The 18,627-nt window shown below is 52.6% G+C and carries 13 protein-coding genes; 11 read left to right on the plus strand and 2 right to left on the minus strand.

The features are described from left to right. The first annotated feature begins 83 nt into the window (after positions 1 to 83). Positions 84 to 764, plus strand: coding sequence for a succinylglutamate desuccinylase/aspartoacylase family protein (locus tag NSQ73_RS14295; RefSeq protein WP_340986937.1), 681 nt, complete (start codon positions 84 to 86; stop codon positions 762 to 764). A gap of 11 nt (positions 765 to 775) precedes the next feature. Here the strand turns inward: NSQ73_RS14295 and NSQ73_RS14300 are convergent, their stop codons facing one another. Continuing rightward, positions 776 to 2,260, minus strand: coding sequence for a hypothetical protein (locus NSQ73_RS14300; protein ID WP_340986938.1), 1,485 nt, complete (start codon positions 2,258 to 2,260; stop codon positions 776 to 778). A gap of 221 nt (positions 2,261 to 2,481) precedes the next feature. Here NSQ73_RS14300 and NSQ73_RS14305 point away from each other — a divergent pair, with 221 nt between their 5' ends. Genes NSQ73_RS14305 through NSQ73_RS14315 form a run of 3 tightly spaced genes read left to right on the plus strand, consistent with a single transcriptional unit; the run spans position 2,482 to position 4,359 of the window. Continuing rightward, positions 2,482 to 2,862, plus strand: a complete 381-nt coding sequence (locus tag NSQ73_RS14305; protein ID WP_042137658.1) for a GntR family transcriptional regulator — start codon at positions 2,482 to 2,484, stop codon at positions 2,860 to 2,862. Next, the gene (locus tag NSQ73_RS14310) at positions 2,859 to 3,728 is read left to right on the plus strand and encodes an ABC transporter ATP-binding protein (RefSeq protein ID WP_340986940.1); all 870 of its coding nucleotides are present in this window, start codon (positions 2,859 to 2,861) and stop codon (positions 3,726 to 3,728) included. The genes NSQ73_RS14305 and NSQ73_RS14310 overlap by 4 nt, the downstream gene beginning before the upstream one ends. Then, entirely contained in the window at positions 3,721 to 4,359 is a 639-nt protein-coding gene (locus NSQ73_RS14315; protein WP_340986941.1) for an ABC-2 transporter permease, read from the plus strand. The genes NSQ73_RS14310 and NSQ73_RS14315 overlap by 8 nt, the downstream gene beginning before the upstream one ends. Before the next feature lie 98 nt (positions 4,360 to 4,457). Here the strand turns inward: NSQ73_RS14315 and NSQ73_RS14320 are convergent, their stop codons facing one another. After that, positions 4,458 to 4,805 (minus strand): ribosomal protein L7/L12, encoded by a 348-nt coding sequence (locus tag NSQ73_RS14320; protein ID WP_042137651.1) that lies wholly within the window; start codon positions 4,803 to 4,805, stop codon positions 4,458 to 4,460. 242 nt (positions 4,806 to 5,047) lie between these two features. Here NSQ73_RS14320 and NSQ73_RS14325 point away from each other — a divergent pair, with 242 nt between their 5' ends. From NSQ73_RS14325 to NSQ73_RS14355, 7 genes are all read left to right on the plus strand, one after another. Then, complete coding sequence (locus NSQ73_RS14325; RefSeq protein WP_340986943.1) at positions 5,048 to 5,392, plus strand: hypothetical protein; 345 nt, start codon at positions 5,048 to 5,050, stop codon at positions 5,390 to 5,392. A gap of 77 nt (positions 5,393 to 5,469) precedes the next feature. After that, a complete protein-coding gene (locus NSQ73_RS14330) occupies positions 5,470 to 5,661 on the plus strand; it encodes a hypothetical protein (protein WP_340986945.1) in 192 nt (63 codons plus the stop codon). Positions 5,662 to 5,805: 144 nt separating this feature from the next. Further along, entirely contained in the window at positions 5,806 to 6,786 is a 981-nt protein-coding gene (locus NSQ73_RS14335) for a patatin-like phospholipase family protein (protein ID WP_340986947.1), read from the plus strand. A gap of 186 nt (positions 6,787 to 6,972) precedes the next feature. Further along, positions 6,973 to 7,422: a YdeI/OmpD-associated family protein gene (locus NSQ73_RS14340; protein ID WP_042137646.1), complete on the plus strand. Its 450-nt coding sequence runs from the start codon at positions 6,973 to 6,975 to the stop codon at positions 7,420 to 7,422. A 405-nt stretch (positions 7,423 to 7,827) separates the two neighbouring features. Next, positions 7,828 to 9,576 (plus strand): indolepyruvate ferredoxin oxidoreductase subunit alpha, encoded by a 1,749-nt coding sequence (gene iorA, locus NSQ73_RS14345; protein WP_340986948.1) that lies wholly within the window; start codon positions 7,828 to 7,830, stop codon positions 9,574 to 9,576. A gap of 7 nt (positions 9,577 to 9,583) precedes the next feature. Continuing rightward, positions 9,584 to 10,174, plus strand: a complete 591-nt coding sequence (locus NSQ73_RS14350) for an indolepyruvate oxidoreductase subunit beta (RefSeq protein ID WP_042137642.1) — start codon at positions 9,584 to 9,586, stop codon at positions 10,172 to 10,174. Beyond that, a complete protein-coding gene (locus NSQ73_RS14355; protein WP_340986949.1) occupies positions 10,164 to 18,623 on the plus strand; it encodes an SDR family NAD(P)-dependent oxidoreductase in 8,460 nt (2,819 codons plus the stop codon). Before NSQ73_RS14350 ends, NSQ73_RS14355 begins: the two co-directional genes overlap by 11 nt. Positions 18,624 to 18,627: the final 4 nt, after the last annotated feature.

The raw sequence follows: 18,627 nt of genomic DNA on the forward strand, positions 1-18,627 counted from the left end.
TGTCCAATCCACCATTGGCGATCCGCATACATTACAGAATAAAGCGAATGTACTTCTGCATACGTAAACGGAGGTGAAACGCGGTGTCTGTCGAGAAGCATATGCTGGCAGCAGGAACTCCCTATGCCACACCTTATTATGTCGTTAGCAGTGCAGCGCCCGGTCCTGTATTTATGATCATCTCCGGCGTTCATGGCAATGAACCGGCTAGTACCCGTGCGGCACAGGGGATCGTAAACCGGTTCAAGCGCGGAGAGTGGGTTCTGCGCAGAGGGAAGCTGATTATTGTCCCGCTGGTGAATGTATCCGCACGGCGGAAGGGTATCCGCGGCATACCTGATTTGAACCGTACCTTCCCGGTGGGTACAGGCGCTAAGGCTAGACATCCGCTGTCAGCAGCGGTGTTTCAACTCGCTGCGCGTTATCATCCATCCTGGTATTTGGATCTGCATGAAGCGAACGGGCTGTCACAGCTTAATCCGCGGCGCGTAGGGCAGACGCTGATTATCAGCCCGGCTAGCCGGGAGGCAGGTGTGTCGAAGCATATTGTGAAGAAGATGAACTTGTCGGTTCCGAATAAAGCTTACCGCTTCAATATCCGCCGCCGCGAGCGCGCCGGGACTTCACGGATGGCTATGCAGCGTCTGCTCGGAGCGAGAGCCGTTACAGTGGAAACCTGCTGGAGTCTTGATTTCTCCTTAAGGGTGCGGCTGCAAAGTGAGATTGTCAGTCATTTCCTGAGGGCTGCGGGTTTAACCGGCTGATGCCGTATAGTTCAGCTGCTCTGTATTCCCGGATCTTCCTTGGGCTGCTTTCCGTTGCCGGGAACAAATACACTCCCGTAGCTTCCTTTGTAGACAGGAGTGCCGAGTGCTTTTACCCAGTCCTGATACAGCCTCCCGGAGCTGCCGTTTCGCACAATCACATAATCCGGGTGATCATATTTCACGATATCAGGCAAGTATTCGGAGAAGCCGTACATCGAGCGTTCGAAGGCATTCCAGCCCATGATCCCAATCGAAGCCTTGGTGATAAAAGGGTCCTGGCGCCCGTCACAGAGCACATCCCCGCCGCGGAACATCACATAACCTGAAGACCCATAGCTGGACAGCACCTTAGGCCGGCTGCCTGCCGGTGTATGCTCCAGTACATAGCTCATCTCTAAGACAGGGTAATCTGCAGCAGTCACCACTGGCGGGACCGAGAAGATATATACAGTGTTGATCAGCAGCCCGGTGACAAGTCCAAGGGCAACCGCTCTTCCGCTTGTCCGCAGCCTGACCTTGCTCGGAAGCGGAACCGCTTCAAAGAAGACTGCCGCGAAATAAGGAATGAACAGCCACATGAACAGATTCTGCTTGAAATTGGATACTCCGAGATAGAGAATACCGGTCATCAGGAAGAAGCGGAACGGCTTCCGCTGCAGGGAGAAGGGCAGGGTGACCGCGAAAAAGAGCAGCAGAAGCAGAATCGGCAGCTGGCCCGGCCGGCTGAAGGAGAGAGGCTGCCATTCATTAATGAGCAGATTGTAGTTATTGTGTGTGACGGTGAAGATAAACAGCAGTCCTTGAAGTCCTCCCGGATTCGGCAGACCGGCCAGCAGGACCAGCAGGAAGACGGCAGCCCGCTTCCAGCTGAGATTGCGTGCAATCAGCGATTCCAGCATGGCCATACCGGTAAACACAGCAATCACCAGCCATACTCCGGTATGGACATTGGCAACGGCACAGGAGAGGATCATCATTGCTGCCGCATACCTGGCCCCGGGCTTCAGCTGATACTCCCGCATGCAGATGAAGAACCAGACAATCAGCGGAGAGGAGACCATCTGCGGTCTTCCCTTGAAGTAGTTATAGTAGATCCAGCAGGAGACCAGCAGGACAAAGGGCAGGAGCAGAACATGATTCTCCCGCAGACCCAGCTCTTTACGTGATACTTCTCCAAGACGAATAAGTCCCAACAGTAAGCCAAGCAGGCACAGGGCGGTCAGCAGATAGATCCCCGGCCAGCTGAACCACTGGTACAGTGGTGTAATCAGCAGCTGAAACCCGGCTTCATGCGGGATATACGGCAGCTTGTCTCCATAAAAGGTATGTATCGCATGATGCGGCACCTTCCCGTGCCCAAGCATGAAGCGTCCGACCTCCAGATGCCAGAACGTATCCGGATCATTATACGAATATTTAGGCTGCATGAGCAGTATAACGGCAGCCGTCAGCAGCCCGCAGCTGAGCGGGTAGACGGCGGTTTTTCTAGACATATGAACTTCCCCTCTGTGTAGGCATTCGGCTTCCGCCTCTATATAGCATCACCACTTCCCATAAGTGATTAGATCAATACCTGCGAGAGAGCGGTAGTCCAAATATGCGGCGCAGCAGCAACCCGACCGTTGCGAATAGAGGATTGACACCACTGGACATAGTGTATATATTATATATATACATTAAATACAAATACCGCAAAGGACGCTGGTGCTGCTGCATGAATATTTTGATATCAAGTACATCCGGTGAACCGATCTACGCCCAGATTGTGGGACAAGTCCGCCAGATGATTCTGCAAGGGGAGCTGGTCTCCGGTACGCCGTTGCCATCGATCCGCTTATTGGCCAAGGAGCTACAGATCAGTGTCATTACCACGAAGCGGGCTTACGAGGAGCTGGAGCGTGAAGGGCTGATTAACTCTATTGTCGGCAAGGGCTCTTTTGTCTCCGGGGCAGATCAGGAATATATCCGGGAGCAGCGGCTGCGGATTGTAGAGGGCAAGCTGAAAGAAATCATTGATGAGAGCAGACTGCTGGGCATGGAGTATGCCGAACTGGCGGAGATGCTGAAACTGCTCTATGAGGAGGAACAGGAATGAGCGATGTAATCCGGTTAGACCATTTAACCAAAAGCTACGATCGGTTTGAGCTGAGGGATATCTCATTGTCCATCAAGGAAGGTTTTATTACAGGCCTGATCGGCCCGAACGGTGCAGGCAAAACCTCGCTGATCAAAATGATGATGGGTATGATCTACCCGGATCAAGGCAATATCACGATGTTGGGTCAGAATAACCAGCTATATCAAGCAGCGGTCAAGGAGCGGATTGGGTACGTCTCGGATGAGAATATCTATTATGAGAATCTCACCATCAAGCAGATGAAGAGAGTTATCGCGCCGTTCTACACCCGCTGGAATGAAGATACATATGTGAAGTTTCAGGAGCTGTTCAAGCTTCCGCCCGGCAAGAAGATTAAGGATCTGTCCAAGGGGATGAAAATCAAATTCTCGCTCGCCATCGCCTTATCCCATGGTGCCGATCTGCTGATTATGGATGAGCCTACCTCGGGGCTTGATCCGATTTTCCGCAGAGAGATGCTGGAGCTGCTCAGTGAGCATATTCAGGACGAGAAGAAATCGATTCTGTTCTCCACCCATAACACGATGGATCTGGACCGGATTGCCGACTATATTGTATTCATCAACGAGGGGCGGATTGTTTTCAATGAGATGAAAGAGAGTATCAGCGAGCGTTACCTCCTGGTCAAAGGCGGGAAGGAGCTGCTCGACCGTGATGTCCGGCGCTGGTTCGTCGGCATCCGCGAGAGCGGACTGGGGTTCGAGGGTCTGATCAGCAACCGTGCGGAGGGCGAACAGTATTTCAGGGATACGGCTATCTGCGAGACGCCTACTCTGGAAGAAATCATGTATTTTACGGTAAAAGGAAGTGAAGCGCATGTATAGCTCCCTGCATCTGATCCGCAAAGACTTCATCCTTACCCGGAAATTCATTCTGCTGCTGGTGCCGTATTATATACTCATGGGATATACGAATGCGGATGCCTACACTATGTTCTCGCTGTTTCCGGCCATGCTGCTGCTGATCAATGCCTGCACTATTGATATGCAGCATAACAATCAGAAATTTCTTGTCAGTCTTCCGGTACCGAGGCAGCGTCTGATTCAGGCCAAATATTTAACGCTCATTCCTTTCTTGGCCTTCAGCATCCTCTGCACACTGCTGCTCTATCTGTTTGCATTTGCGATGGGGAAGATAGACGCTCCGCTCCGCTGGAGAGAGCTGGGCCTTGCGGCCGCGTCTTTTCCGCTGCTTGCTTCCTTCTATCTGCCGCTGTATTACTGGCTGGGACAAAAGGGCATGCAAGTCGTCAATTTCGTATTCATCATGTTAATCATTCTGAACGTCACGGCATTCAAAAGTTTATCTGAACGGTTTCCGGCACTTGCAGAATGGTTCCAGACCGGCAGGCTGGACAGCACGCTTCTGCCCGTTATTGGTGTTCTGGCCTATCTTGTTATTATCTACGGCTCTTATCTGCTCTCTTTGCGGATTTTTGTTAAAAAGGACGTATAACCCCAGCCGGGCTGCCGGCAATCCGGCATCATAAAAAACGACCTCAGCTTCCACTATAAAGTGGAGGACGGGGTCGTTTTTGGTTCTGCAGGGGCAGGTCAGCGGAAGGTGCCGCCCTGTTCCAGATTGTCGATGAAGTCCTTGGCATCCTTCAGGGATAAATTCCGTGCTTCCCGCATTACCTTAATCGCCTGAATCTTCTTGCCCTCCGCCAGCAGCAGATGCAGCCTCCGCTCCAGATCAGGAGCAATCTCCGGGTTCTGCACGAACAGCGGGGTCGGAATGCCGGCCATCCTGCCTCCAGCTCCTGCAGGTCCCCCATATGCGTCCCTCTGCGCCAACTGAGACTCCAGCTCTGTTACGCGCTTTTTCAGACGGAACACACTTAACATAAGCAGCAACACAAGAACCAAAGCCAGAATTGCGATAATATCCGTATTGTCCATGGGAGCGGCTCCTTTCTGCCCTTATAGCATCGATCACAGTAACTAGACCTATCATATTCTACTACCCGCTGAGCAGAAGAATGAACACTTCACTCTTGAATTAGGAACAGATCATACGTAGTTCTGCGGGGCCGGTTGAACAGACTTCATCCCGTTTCATGCAGAATGTCATATTCATCCCTCTAAAAGTATGATATTTTTATGCGAAATTTCAAATATTTATGGAGATGGGGGGCTTACCGGTGATAACTCCGTACAATCTTGAAGAGTATTATGTAAGGATCGGCCGGCTGAAGCAGCGTTATTTGTCAGAGCGGTTTGAGCAGGAGCTTCCGGTATTCCATTCTCACCTGGAAGCGGCCCAGTGGTTCCGCAGCATGTTCCCGGGCGGGTTCATTTTTGTGGAGGAGATGGAAGCGGCTAACGCTGAGAGCTATTACTTGTATGACATCATCCACGACCGCGAGCTGTGGGAGCGCAGACAGCAGGATTTGAAGACCAAAGGCACCGCTTCCGGACTCGGCATGCTCCTATGCACCCAGCGGGTCGATATTTACGAGGACGGATCGGTGCAAATCGCTTTTTAACAATAAGTGCTGTTTCAGGACAAATGAATCAAAAGTGAGATTAAATGGTGTATAATCATGGAAAGGGAGGTGATTTCATGGGTGACTTCTTTAATCCGGGACCACATGCGAATTCGACTGATCCCGGCGGGCATAAAGCCAACCATGACGTGAATGCGCAGAAGTATCACACCGAAGGCCCTTCAGGCTTATGGAGGCAAATATCCGATCTGGTTATTGCCATAGCTGTCATTGCCTTTTTCATTTTTGTGATCATGTGGATCTTTTGATCTGTCTCCCCAACAAGCGGCTGTCCAAGACTGGTTTCGTGGTCCTGGTGCATCCGCTTTTTGTTGTTTTACAGGTGAATAAATCAGAGTATCCAACACATACTTACAGATACATCTTTTATTTGTAACAGGAGGGGTACTCAGGTGGAGGCAGATGCAGTCTTTGAAGGCGGTGGCGTAAAGGGAATTGCTTTTGTAGGAGCCATTGAAGTGATGGAATCCAGAGGATATACCTGGAACAAGCTTGCGGGGACTTCAGCCGGCGCGATCATTGCAGCTTTGTTGGCCTGCGGTTACAATAGTGCTGAAATCAGAGAGCTGATGAGCTCGCTGGACTATATGAAGCTGCTCGGGCGTACCAGAATGAACAGCCTTCCGATCTTGAACAAGACGCTTCCGTTAATGATGAAGTCAGGCATTTACAGCAACCACATCTTAGAACAGGTAATGTCGGAATGGCTGAAGCGTAAGAAAGTTGTAACGTTTGGAGATATTCCCGAAGGCAAGCTTTCGATTATAGTCTCGAATATAAGCAATGGGCGGATTGCAGTTTTCCCTAATGATTTGCCTCACTATGGTCTGAAGGCGTCCGAATTCCCCATAGCTGCAGCAGTACGGATGAGCACCACGCTGCCTTTCTTTTTCCAACCCTATGTCTGGCATACGCCCCTGCAGAAGAAACCCTATTATATGCTGGACGGAGGAATGCTTAGCAATTATCCGATCTGGCTGTTTGACGTAGATGGAGTCCCGCGGTGGCCAACCTTCGGATTCAGACTGTCGGAAAGGCGAACCTATGCCCAATCGATAGAGATCAATGGTCCGGTCTCGTTACTCAAAGGAATGTTCAAAACCATGCTGCAGGCTCATGATCAAAGACATGTAGACAAACATGCGGAAGAGCGCACAATATTTATTCCCACTGGAAAAGTAACGACGACAAAGTTCGAATTGACGGAAGAAGATAAGCATTTCTTGCTCTCATCCGGCCACACTGCGGCAGATAAATTCCTGGAGACATGGGATTTCGAAGACTATAAGCATAAATTCAGAGAAAATCATGCAGCATTGCCGGTTCAGCCATTTTCCGGTGAATCGCAGCAGGAGTCCGGTATTTATCACTGAAACCCAAGGCTACTACTTCCACATTGAGGAGCAGTAGCCTTTTGTCTGGGGATTCACAAATTTGCCAATAGCACTGCCGGGAATGGGAAGGTTTCTTTTATAGAGATCAAGAATATAGACACAATGCCGAAGTGTGAGAACAGAGTGGATATTGAAGCTTCTTTATAATGAGGAGTGATGCTTAAGATGGAGTATGAATTTGATAGCGAGATCAAGATGCTGGAAGGCAAAATGAAATGGAAAGTAGTGTATTTCCCTTATGCAGTGAAGGAAATATTCGATACGAACGGTAAAGTGCCGGTTCAAATTACCGTTGACGGACACCGGTTCGAACATACGCTGCTGCCGTCAAAAAACGGGCATTATTTTGTATATAATGAATTCATCCGAAGAGCCGTACTTAAAAAGCCCGGTGACAAACTCCATGTCATTCTTACAAAAGATGAGGAGAGCCGTAATATTGTGGTGCCGGACTACATCACCAGAAACCTTGAAGATCACGATATGCTTGATCCATTCCTGGATCAGCCAGATTATCTTAAGCGGGAGCAGATTCATTACATCGAGCTCGCCAAAAAGGAAGAGACGAAGATTAACCGCATACTGGCTTTAATTAACACACTGAAAGATAAATGAATCCTGTTGAAGGACCTAAAGGACAATGGCGCTGCAAACGGATTTGGAATGCTTCTCTGTACCCACAATCCGGTATCTATGAAGGACGGTCTGGTCCATTTGGCCTTTTAAGGGGAATCGACAATAAATACTATAAAAGATAAATATACGTTTTTATTTGAAAAGTCTGCAATAAAAGGTTGCAGGCTTTTTAATTATTTCAATTTTGTGAAAATTAGCAGATTAAGGAACTGAAAGGCTGGAATTTATTAAAAAAAAGTAACAAAGTTAATAGTAACACTATAATATTGATTATAGCCTATATATAAGTAGTAAGAGCCTATAAATGTTAAATATGTAATCTGTGATTTGGGAGAAATTCAGCCGCGTGGTTCTGTTAAATGAGATGAACGAGAGGACGATCCGATGAAAGCTCTAATGATGGGTAATGAGGCAATTGCCAGAGGCGCTTATGAAGCAAATTGTAAAATCATTTCATCCTATCCCGGAACACCGAGTACGGAAATTGTCGAGAGCATCAGTGTCTATGAGGGCGTGTATGCCGAGTGGGCACCCAACGAAAAGGTAGCTCTGGAAGTAGCAGCAGGCGCCTGTATCGCCGGTATCCGCAGCCTGACCACCATGAAGCACGTAGGGGTGAATGTGGCGGCAGACCCGCTGTTCAATATGACCTATGAAGGTGTAAATGCCGGTCTGGTCATTGTTTCGGCTGATGATCCGGGGATCCATTCCTCGCAGAACGAACAGGACAACCGCATTTATGCCAGTCATGCCAAGATGCCGCTGCTCGAGCCGACCAGCTCCCAGGAATGCAAGGATATGATTGTCGAAGCCTATGAGATCAGCGAGCGCTTCAATACGCCTGTCCTGTTCAGGACCACAACCCGGGTGTCCCATTCGAAGGGGATTGTTCACTTCCAGGAAGACCTGGCGGTAGAGGAGAAATTCAAGAACTATAAGAAAAACAAGCTGGACAGGCTGCTCCTTCCGGCCATCTCCAGAAAGCGGCATCTGGAAATCGAAGCGAATCTCCTGGATATTCAGGCGTACTCCAATGCCTCCCCTCTAAATGTAATAGAGTACAGCTCTCCGGAGATCGGCATAGTGACGAGCGGAATATCCTATCAATATGTTAAGGAAGTGTTCGGAGATACGGTATCCGTGCTGAAGCTGGGTATGAGTTATCCTTTTCCGGACGAGAAGGCCAAAGAATTCGCTGCATGGGCCAAAACAATCTATGTCGTCGAGGAGGGCGAGCCCTTCATCGAAACCTCACTTAAAGCGATGGGCATTGCCTGTACCGGTAAGGAGATCATTCCCGTCTGCGGCGAGCTGAACCCGGAAATTATCAGAAAAGCGATCACCCGTGAAGAATTCGACTGCTACGAGGGTGTCCAAGTACCGCCTAGGCCGCCTAGGCTGTGTGCAGGCTGCGGTTATCTCGGACTGTACAGCGCAGTCAAGCAGCACAGGGACATTATTGCCGCCGGGGATATCGGCTGTTATACGCTGGGCGGCACCGAGCCGATCAAGGCGCTAGACACCGTGCTTTGCATGGGCGCTTCCATCTCTATGGCAACGGGCATGCAGCGGACTCAGGATTTCAAACCGATGGGCAAGAAGGTATTCGCCTTCATCGGTGACTCCACCTTTTTTCACTCAGGTATGACCGGACTGCTGAACGCAGTTTACAACAAGACCCCGATTGTCATCTGTATCCTGGACAATCGATCCACATCTATGACCGGCAATCAGGAGAACCCGGGCACCGGGCGCACACTGCAGGGCAGCTCGTCGGAAGCCATACGGATTGAAGATATTGTGCTCGCGCTAGGCATTAAACCGGACAACCTCAGAATACTAGACCCCACCAACCTCCAAGAAATGCAGCAGTGTGTGGACACAGCCAAGCACAGCACTGAACCGTTCGTAATCATCTCCAGACATCCTTGTGAACTTCTCAAAAGCAAAGCGGAACCCACAAAAAAATACATCATCGACAATGTTACCTGTGTGAATTGCAAAAAATGCACTATGCTAGGCTGCTCGGCAATCAAAATTGTGGACCGCCAAATCATGATTGATCCGCTGGACTGCAAGGGCTGCAGCATCTGCCAGCAGGTTTGTCCCTATGACAGCATTAAGGAGGCTTAAGCGACCTATGACAGCAGCTACAAGCATTATTTTAGCCGGTGTGGGCGGAAAAGGTGTCATTACTGTAACCAATGTGTTATCCCAGGGACTGGTTGCGCTCGGGTATGACGTGAAGGTCTCTGAGGTGCACGGTATGTCGCAAAGAGGCGGAAGCGTGCATGCACAGGTTCGTTTTGGCGACAAAATCTACTCTCCCCTGATTGAAATGGGCACAGCGGACTATATTGTCGGCTTCGATCAGATCGAAGCGCTGCGCTGGGGAAGCTTCCTGAAACAGGAGGGGCGGATGCTCGTCAATCTGGCAGAGCTGAATGAAGATACATACAAAGGAAAGTACGAGGACAACTTCAGCCGGTACAAGCATGTCACTTATGTCGAAGGAACTGCCATTGCCAAGGAAACGGGAAATGTGCGGAATGAGAATTTCGTCATGCTGGGCGCGCTGCTGCAGGCGCTTGGATTTGAATTCGATGTCTGGAAGAGCACGATGGAGAAGTATATCAAGAAGCAGTATCAGGAGGACAGCATTCTCTCTCTGCTTAGAGGGATGAGGGAACAACGGGTCGCCAGAGAAAAGGAGACGGTATATGAGCTCTAAGGCTTCGGCAAGCAAGCTTAAGCCGCGGAGGGCTGCAGCCGGGCAGGATGTGGCGATTGTGGGCATCGGGTGCAGATTCCCAGAGGCAGAGAATTACAGCAGCTACTGGAACAACATGATCAATCATGTGAATTCCGTCAAGCCTATCAGTTATGACCGCTGGCAGAACGGAAGATACGGACTGAAGAACGAGGCCGACCTCGGGTGGGACAATGAGCAGTTTGTGAAATACTGCGCTTCATTATCCGGCATCGACAAGTTCGACAATACCTTCTTTAACTTGTCACCCAGAGAGGTGGCGAGCATGGACCCCCAGCAGCGGATTCTGCTGGAAGAAACATGGCATTGTCTTGAGGATTCAGGGATTCCGCTGGCCGAACTCCAGAAGGAACGGACTTCTGTGTATGTCGGGGTTACCGGCAATGACTACGGTCTGATTGCATTGACCGGTGGTGATAAGGTCGATCATTATGCGGGGCTCGGCAACTTCGAATGTATTGCGGCGAACCGCATCTCGCATACTTTGGGCCTGACCGGAGAGAGCCTCTCTCTGGATACCGCTTGCTCCTCTTCACTGGTTGCTGTTCACAAAGCAAGACAGAATCTACAGGCCGGAGAAGCGAAGTATGCCATAGCGGCAGGCGTGTGCCTGGCATATCATCCTTGGCGGTACGTGACCTTCTCCAAATCGAATATGATGAGCCGGGACGGACAATGCAAGGCTTTTGACGAGAATGCGGACGGATTTGTGCAGGGAGAGGGCGTTGGCGTCCTGCTGCTGCAGAAGCTGGAGGATGCGGTGCGGGACGGCAACCATATCTACGGCATTATCCGGGGAACGGCAGTGAACCACTGCGGCGCTTCACAGACCATCGCTGCACCGAGCATGAAAGCGCAAAAGGAATTGGTTGAAGCCGCTTTGCGGCAAGCCCGGGTAGATGCTTCGACCGTCAATTATATTGAGGCGCATGGCACAGGAACCGCTCTTGGCGATCCGATTGAAGTCGAAGCGCTGACCCAGGTGTTCAGGCAGTACACCGATCAGGAACAGTTCTGCACCATTGGCTCGGTCAAGACCAATATCGGACATTTGGCAAGTGCCTCTGGCGTTGCCGGGATCATCCGGGTGCTGCTGATGATGAAGCATAAGACTATTCCCAAGCTGCTCAACCTTACCGGTCTGAATCCGCTGCTGGACTGGGAGCATACCCCGTTTAAGGTAGCCACGGACAACACGGAGTGGGTGCCGGTCAATGAACAGACCCCGCTGCGGGCGGGCGTAAGCGGCTTTGGCTTCGGCGGAGTCAATGCCCATGTGATTCTTGAGGCCTACGAGCAACCGAAACCGGCCAGAGCCAGTAACAAATCCGTACCGGGTGCGCAGCTCTTCACTCTCTCTGCCCTGAATAGCGACAGTTTGAACGAGAGTATAGCCGTCTGGAAGTCTCATCTGAATTCGCCGGAGATAGCGGACGTATCCATCGGAGAGTTATGCAAAACGCTGCTTGCAGGCAGACGCCATTGCCGGGAATACAGAATCGGCGCTGTCATCCGGAGCAGGCAGGAGCTAGCCGAGTATCTGCAATCCGCTGCCTCCGCTGTTGAGCGGCTGGAGCCGGGCCGCAAGAGCTGGTCGGTACATTTCACCAATGTCATCTATACAGGATACACGGAGATTAAGAGCGTGATGGAAGAGCCGTATATCCACGAAGTTCTTGAAGAGGTTATTGCCGAAACCGAGCTGCGCGGCGGGCCGGCCGCTATCCGGAGTGGCCTTACAATTGCCAAATGGAACAAGGATAAGCTTGCCGCCTACTCTTTCCTGATTAATTATACGCTGGCTAAAGTCCTGATCAGCCTGGGAGTAGATGTCGCATCCGTGAGCGGTGAGCAGCAAGGGACGCTGCTAGCAATGGCGGTCAGCGGAATGATTACGCCTGTTCAGGCGTATGACATTCTGACCGGCAGGGCTACTCTTGCGGAAACGGTGCTGCAAAGACCGGAGCTGACCTTCATAGACCCTGTTCATCAAGTGAAGATTCACCGTATTAACATTGGCCCGGCGTATATTGCCGGCTTGCGCAATGTATGCATCACCGGTGCTGACGCTGCGGCGTTCAGGCATTATGTGGAGAAAGCCAGAATACTCAGCCGGACGCAATTTACCTTTAAGAAATATTTGCGGGATTGGGATCAATCCCCGGCGCTGCAGGCAGCGAAGCTGTCCACAGACTCGCTGCTGCATCAGGAGCGGTTGTTAGCTGCCGGTGAGGGCGGCGAGGCAATGGAGCGGCAGCGTGTTCTTCTGCTGTTGATCGCCTACGGTTCGCTGCTGAAGCTGAATCAGAAATGGGATTTGTCAGAACGCATCACTTTAAGTGATGTGCGGCTGAGTGAATGGGTCCAGCTTGTTCTGGATGAGGTTATATCCAAGGAAATGGCCGTCCGGCTGTTAACTTCCTCTGATGAGGAAGAGGCTGGAGTGCTGGAAGCAGTCCGGAATCAGCTCAATGAACGGCAGGATCAACTGAATCTAAATGTCCCCTACACCTGTCTGCACGAAGCCAATCAGCATATGGCAGAAATTGCCGGGCCTGCAAGCTGGAGAGAACAGCTTCAGGAGCAATGTGCCGGGCAGAGCGTCCTGCAGTCTGAGGTGATCCGGCTGTGTGCAGGGGATAAGGAAACGGCAGCATTATCGCCTCAGAGTGACGGAGTCTTCGGGTTCCATGAGGTTCTGCTGAAGCTATGGCTGGCTGGGGCAGATTTAGATTGGAGCAGGCTGTATCCCGGCGGAAGCTTCAAGAAGCAGCCATTGCCCGGCTATGCCTTCAACCGTTCTTCGCATTGGATGGCGGCCCCTCAGGCTGCTCCGGCTCAGAGCCATCCGATGATTGATCTGGCGAAGTCCAGCCCGGAGCGGCTGCTATTCGTGAAGACACTTAAGGTGAGCGATTTCTATGTTGGCGAGCATATTGTGGATGAACGGGTGATTTTGCCGGGAGTCGCTTATCTGGAGATGGTCAGGGCGGCCGGCGAATTCGCGGCCAGGACGCAGGTGCATTCCATTAAAGATGTGCTATGGGTGAACCGGCTGGAAGTGGCCGATACACGGGATGCCTATATTCAGCTCACTCCCGAATCAGGGCATATGAAGTTCCAGGTGTATACCGCGGAGAACGGCACCCGGATTATTCATTGCACGGGCAAGCTCTATACCGGGACTGCACAGCAGGCGGAGCGGCACAGCTTCAATCTTGACGCTATTCAGGCCCGGGGCGGAGTCAGAATTGCCAAGGATTTCTGCTACAACGAGGTGTTTGGAAGCTCCATCGGTTTTCAATATGGGCCAAGCTTCCAGGCTACAACAGAAGCATTGTGCGGAAGCGGAGAATCGCTGGAGAAGCTCGACCTTCCTCCGGACCTGCTGCCTGCATTTAGCCAATATATGCTGCACCCGTCCCTTGTCGATGCTGCGCTGCGGGCAGTGACCTGGATCGGCGGAGCCGAGGCGTACAAGCAGCTAAGATTGCATATTCCGTTCGCACTAGGTGAAGTCCGCATTTACGGCAGACTGACGCCAAGCTGCTATTCCTATGCGGAGATCGTACCGGAGACCGCAGGCAAGGCAGCGGGGATGAAGCGGTTCAATGTCTATATTCTGAATGAGCAGGGGGAAGTGCTGGTGGAGGCCAGGGACTTCACGATCCGGGCTATTCAGCCAACCAATGCGGTTAGTGCGGCAAGCCGCCGTATTCACCTGTACACCGAGCGCTGGCAGGAAGCCCAGCTTCCGGAAGCCGGGGGGCTTGGCGGCCATAGTGATGGGATAAGCAAGGCCGAAGTGAAGAATATGCTGTATTTGGTCCGGGACAAAGCAAAGGCTCACCGGCTGGCAGAAGCATTCGCCCGGGAGCATACGGTGCCGGACAACATCATTATTGTGAATCCGGGAGCGGAGTACAGCGCAGCTGCAGGAAGTCTGGAATACAGCATCCGGCCTGAATGGGAAGCGGATTATGGCAGGCTGCTCACGGAGCTGCTGGCTAAGGGGATAAGGATTGACGCTATTCTGTATGAGTGGGATGGGGAACAGGCAGAGATCCTGAACACCTTTTATCCGGTTCTGTATCTGTTCAAGGCGGTTACTCAGCTCTATTCCCAGCATCAGGTCCGCTTCTTGCTTGGCGCAGTCCAGAGCGGCAGCGAGCCGGGAGCGGGAATGCTGCGGGGGCTGTCCAAGGCCCTTCAGGCCACCAACCGCAGCTTCATCCCGTCCGTGATGTATTGCGAGCGTGCAGAAGAAATTCCGTTCTACGCGGCGCAAGAGCTGCTGTACCGCAAGCAGGCGTCATTTGTGGAAATTAGTTATACAGGCGGAGCGAGAGCCGGCCGTGTGATCCTTCCGCTGGAGTCATTACCGGAAGCAGAGTTCAGCGGTTTCCGCAAACAGGGTACCTACCTGATTACCGGCGGAATGGGTAAGCTGGGACTTGCCGTAGCCGAATTTGCCCTGCGGAATTATGAAGCCAATGTGGTGCTGACCGGAAGATCCGCACTGGATGAACCGAGAAGCCGTGAGCTTGAGCGGCTGCAGAGCTATCCCGGGCAGGTTATTTACTTGCCTGGTGATATCGCGGAGCGGCAGACTGCCGCCGAGATTGTGGCGCAGGCCCAAGAGGCTTTTCATTCTATTCACGGCGTCATTCATTGTGCCGGAATGCTCGGTGAGCAGCCGCTGATGGAAGCCAGTCCTGAACAGATGGCAGAAGTACTGCTGCCCAAGATTCAGGGTGCAATCAATCTGGATGAAGCTACGCAGATGGAGAAGCTGGATTTCTTCGTGTTTTTCTCGTCCGTTTCCGCAATCATTGGAGATTTCGCCAGAGGTACTTATGCGGCGGCGAACAGCTATCTCGACCGCTTTGCCTTACTCCGGGCTGAGCAGGTTAAGGAGGGGATCCGTTCAGGTGCCTCGCTGTCTATCAACTGGCCGGTGTGGAATGACGGTGCGATGCAGTTGTCCGGAGAGGAAGCCGTACAATATCGCCAGCAGGCCGGGATGGAGCAGCTGGATACACAGGCCGGTCTTGAACTGCTGGAGCAGCTGGTCCGCACGGGTGAATCCCGTATTATTGTAGCCTGCGGAGAACGGCAGCAGGTGAGCCGGGTACTTGCGGCAGTTACAGAAGAGAAGCCGCAGCAGGAGAGGGTGCTGAATGCTTCCGCGCAGAGTGTTCATGAGCGGCAGCGGGCAGCAGCGGTAACGGTAACAGGCGGGGCAACAGCTCCACTGAAGCTTCCGGTTCCGCCAATCCAGCAGCAGCCGCTTCATAGCGGTCTTGTCTCCACCGTTAAGGTGGAGGAAGCTGTTCAGCGGTACTTGAAGCGAGTCGTGTCGCAGGCGACCGGGGTTCCGGCAGCGCAGCTTGAAGCCTCAGCCGACTTCTCCAAATACGGCATCGACTCCATCATGATCATGGAGCTGAATGGAATACTGGGCAAGGACTTCTCCGATTTACCAAGCACGCTTTTCTTTGAATACAGCACGATTGCCCTTCTGGCGGCATTCTTTATGGATAATCATGCGGAATTCTTTCAGCAGTCCGCCGGGGAGCCCGGTCAGAGCGGGGGAACGGAGCAACAAGAAGCAGTAGTGGAAGAAGCGGCGGAACAAGTGATGCCAGAAGCGGTGTCAGCAGAAACGGGAACTGTACAGGAAGCGGCTGTAAAAGAGGAAGCTGCCCCCGCCATGTCCCGGCATCAGGGAGCAGAAGCAGTAAGCGGGGATATTGCGATTATCGGCTTAAGCGGACAGTACCCGATGGCGGATACGCTGGAGGAATTCTGGGATGTGCTAAGCGGGGGGCAGGACTGCGTTACGGAGATTCCGCCGGAGCGCTGGGATTACCGCAAGGATTACCATCCTGAGAAAGGTAAGCCGGGCAAAGTGTACACCAAGTGGGGAGCGTTCATGAAGGATGTCGAGAAGTTCGATGCCGGATTCTTCCATATCTCCCCGCGGGAAGCGGAGCTGATGGACCCGCAGGAGCGGCTCATGCTCCAGACCACCTACCACACGCTGGAGGATGCGGGAGCTGCCGCGGAGACTCTCTCCGGCAAGAAGGTTGGCGTATTCATCGGCGTTATGAATTCCCATTATCAGCTGCTAGGTGTCGAGCAATACAATAACGGCCGGCTCATGGATGTCCGTTCTTCGTTTGCGTCCATCGCCAACCGGATTTCATATCATTTCAACTTCAAGGGACCGAGCCTGGCCATTGATACGATGTGCTCGTCTGCGCTGGTGGCTATCCATATGGCCTGCGAGAGCATCCGGCATGGCGAGAGTGAAATGGCACTGGCTGGAAGTGTCAACACCCTAGTGCATCCGGCAAAATATATCTTCCTGACCGATCAGCGATTCGGCTCCACGGAAGGCAAGTGCCGGGCCTTCGGCCAGGGCGGGGACGGCTATGTTCCCGGTGAAGGTGTTGGCGCGGTTCTGCTGAAGCCGCTAGAGGCGGCGCTCCGTGACGGGGACCCAGTCTATGGCTTAATCAAAGGAACGGCGGTCAATCACGGCGGCAAGGTCAGTTCTTATACTGTGCCTAATCCGAATGCCCAATCCGAGCTGATAGAGGAGGCGCTGCGGAGGTCTGGCGTGCATCCCGAGCAGATCAGTTACATTGAGGCCCATGGTACCGGAACCGCGCTGGGAGACCCGATCGAGGTGGCCGGGTTAACGAAGGCGTTCAAGAAATTCACCGCCAAAACGCAGTTTTGCGCCATTGGCTCGGTCAAGAGCAATATCGGACATCTCGAATCGGCAGCCGGTATGGCTTCCTTGACCAAGGTACTGCTACAGATGAAGCACAAGCAGCTGGTACCTTCAATTCTCGCGGAGCAGCTCAACGAGAATATAGATTTTGCCAAAACGCCGTTCTATGTACAGCGTTCGCTCCAGCCGTGGAAGCCGCTTACGGAGGAGACGCCGGATGGGCTGAAAATTCAGCCGCTCAGGGCGGGCATCAGCTCCTTCGGGGCAGGCGGCACCAACGCCCATATCGTAATTGAGCAATATGAGCCGGACGTACCTCCTGCAAGGCAGAGTGAGGAGCAGCTCATATTGCTGTCCGCCAAGAGCAGGGACAAGCTGCAGGCGCAGGCCCGGCAGCTCGCGGCATTTATCGCCCGCCACCGGACGGGTGGACGGGCTGTGGACACAAGTGAGCTAATAACCGCCCGATTACAGGCTGTCCGGAACCGCTGTCTGGACGTTGTCGCGGAAGTGCTAGGCGTGAACCCCGGGCAGATCGACTACGACGAAATTCTGACTGAGCTGTGCGCGGATGCTGTACACCAGGTTAGGCTGGCCGATGCCATCAATGAGCTGGTTCAGGAACATGCCGCCGACAGCACGTTAGGGGCTAACCGGTCGCTGCGTGAGCTGATGAATCATCTGGAAGCGGCTGAGCTTAGCCGGAGGAATGCCGGAATCGGATTTGATACCCAGGCTTACGCCGAGACTGCTGCGGCTAGTGCGGCTCGGATGGATGCCGCCGATACAGATGGATATACACTGCGCCTAGAGGATGTCGCTTATACGCTGCAGGTTGGGCGGGAAGCTTTTGCCGAGAGAGTGGCCATTGTCAGCCGGGATATCGGGGAGCTTGTGGAAGTATTAAACCGTTTTGCCGCCGGAGAACCGGATTTGCCGGATGTCTACACAGGCAGCCTGGATCCGCAGCGTGATATTGCCGCCATTCTGTTCCAGAACGAATCCGGGCATCAGTTTATCGCCAGCGCGGTTCGTAACAGACAATGGCCGCAGATTGCCCAGCTCTGGCTGCTGAAGGCGAAGATAGACTGGAAGCTGCTGCATGATGAACGCAGCCGTGCGCGGGTGATCCCGCTGCCGAATTATATTTTTGACAAGAAGAGATATTGGATCGGCAATGGCTTCTCGGCAGCTGCCGCTGAGTCCAATCGCTACACGCTTGAAGCGGAGCCGGATTGGGCATTGGAACCGGTCTGTGATGAGCAGAACAAGAGCCTTCGGCCTCAAACTTTACAAACTCCGCAAACCGTGGCTCCTGCAGAATCGATCGGATATGTAGAATCGTCTACAGACTCGGTGGAGCAATGTCTGAACCGCACGCTGGAGGAGGTCATTTATTTGGAGGCCGGAGAGGTTAACGCCGATCTTCCCTTCTCGGAACTGGGCGTGAATTCAGTCTTGACGCTGGAATTGGTAGACAAGCTGAACGACCGGCTCGGCCTTGCACTGCATTCCAATGATTTGTTCAATTACAACACGGTACGGCTGCTGACTGCCCATATTCTGGAGACAGCAGGAACGGGATCTGCGGCCTCCGGGAACTCCGGGCTGACGGTGGATAGCCCTATAGATCTGAATGAACTTGAACTCTTACTGGAGGGGAGCTAATGCC

Source organism: Paenibacillus sp. FSL R10-2736 (assembly GCF_038000245.1).
In the GTDB taxonomy this organism is placed as follows: domain Bacteria; phylum Bacillota; class Bacilli; order Paenibacillales; family Paenibacillaceae; genus Paenibacillus_AQ; species Paenibacillus_AQ phytohabitans.

Excerpts from the sequence above, each read along its gene's own strand:
- NSQ73_RS14300 (WP_340986938.1), bottom strand. The coding sequence starts at position 2,260 with ATGTCTAGAAAAACCGCCGTCTACCCGCTCAGCTGCGGGCTGCTGACG.
- NSQ73_RS14305 (WP_042137658.1), top strand. The coding sequence starts at position 2,482 with ATGAATATTTTGATATCAAGTACATCCGGTGAACCGATCTACGCCCAG.
- NSQ73_RS14310 (WP_340986940.1), top strand. The coding sequence starts at position 2,859 with ATGAGCGATGTAATCCGGTTAGACCATTTAACCAAAAGCTACGATCGG.
- NSQ73_RS14315 (WP_340986941.1), top strand. The coding sequence starts at position 3,721 with ATGTATAGCTCCCTGCATCTGATCCGCAAAGACTTCATCCTTACCCGG.
- NSQ73_RS14320 (WP_042137651.1), bottom strand. The coding sequence starts at position 4,805 with ATGGACAATACGGATATTATCGCAATTCTGGCTTTGGTTCTTGTGTTG.
- NSQ73_RS14330 (WP_340986945.1), top strand. The coding sequence starts at position 5,470 with ATGGGTGACTTCTTTAATCCGGGACCACATGCGAATTCGACTGATCCC.
- NSQ73_RS14340 (WP_042137646.1), top strand. The coding sequence starts at position 6,973 with ATGGAGTATGAATTTGATAGCGAGATCAAGATGCTGGAAGGCAAAATG.
- iorA (WP_340986948.1), top strand. The coding sequence starts at position 7,828 with ATGAAAGCTCTAATGATGGGTAATGAGGCAATTGCCAGAGGCGCTTAT.
- NSQ73_RS14350 (WP_042137642.1), top strand. The coding sequence starts at position 9,584 with ATGACAGCAGCTACAAGCATTATTTTAGCCGGTGTGGGCGGAAAAGGT.
- NSQ73_RS14355 (WP_340986949.1), top strand. The coding sequence starts at position 10,164 with ATGAGCTCTAAGGCTTCGGCAAGCAAGCTTAAGCCGCGGAGGGCTGCA.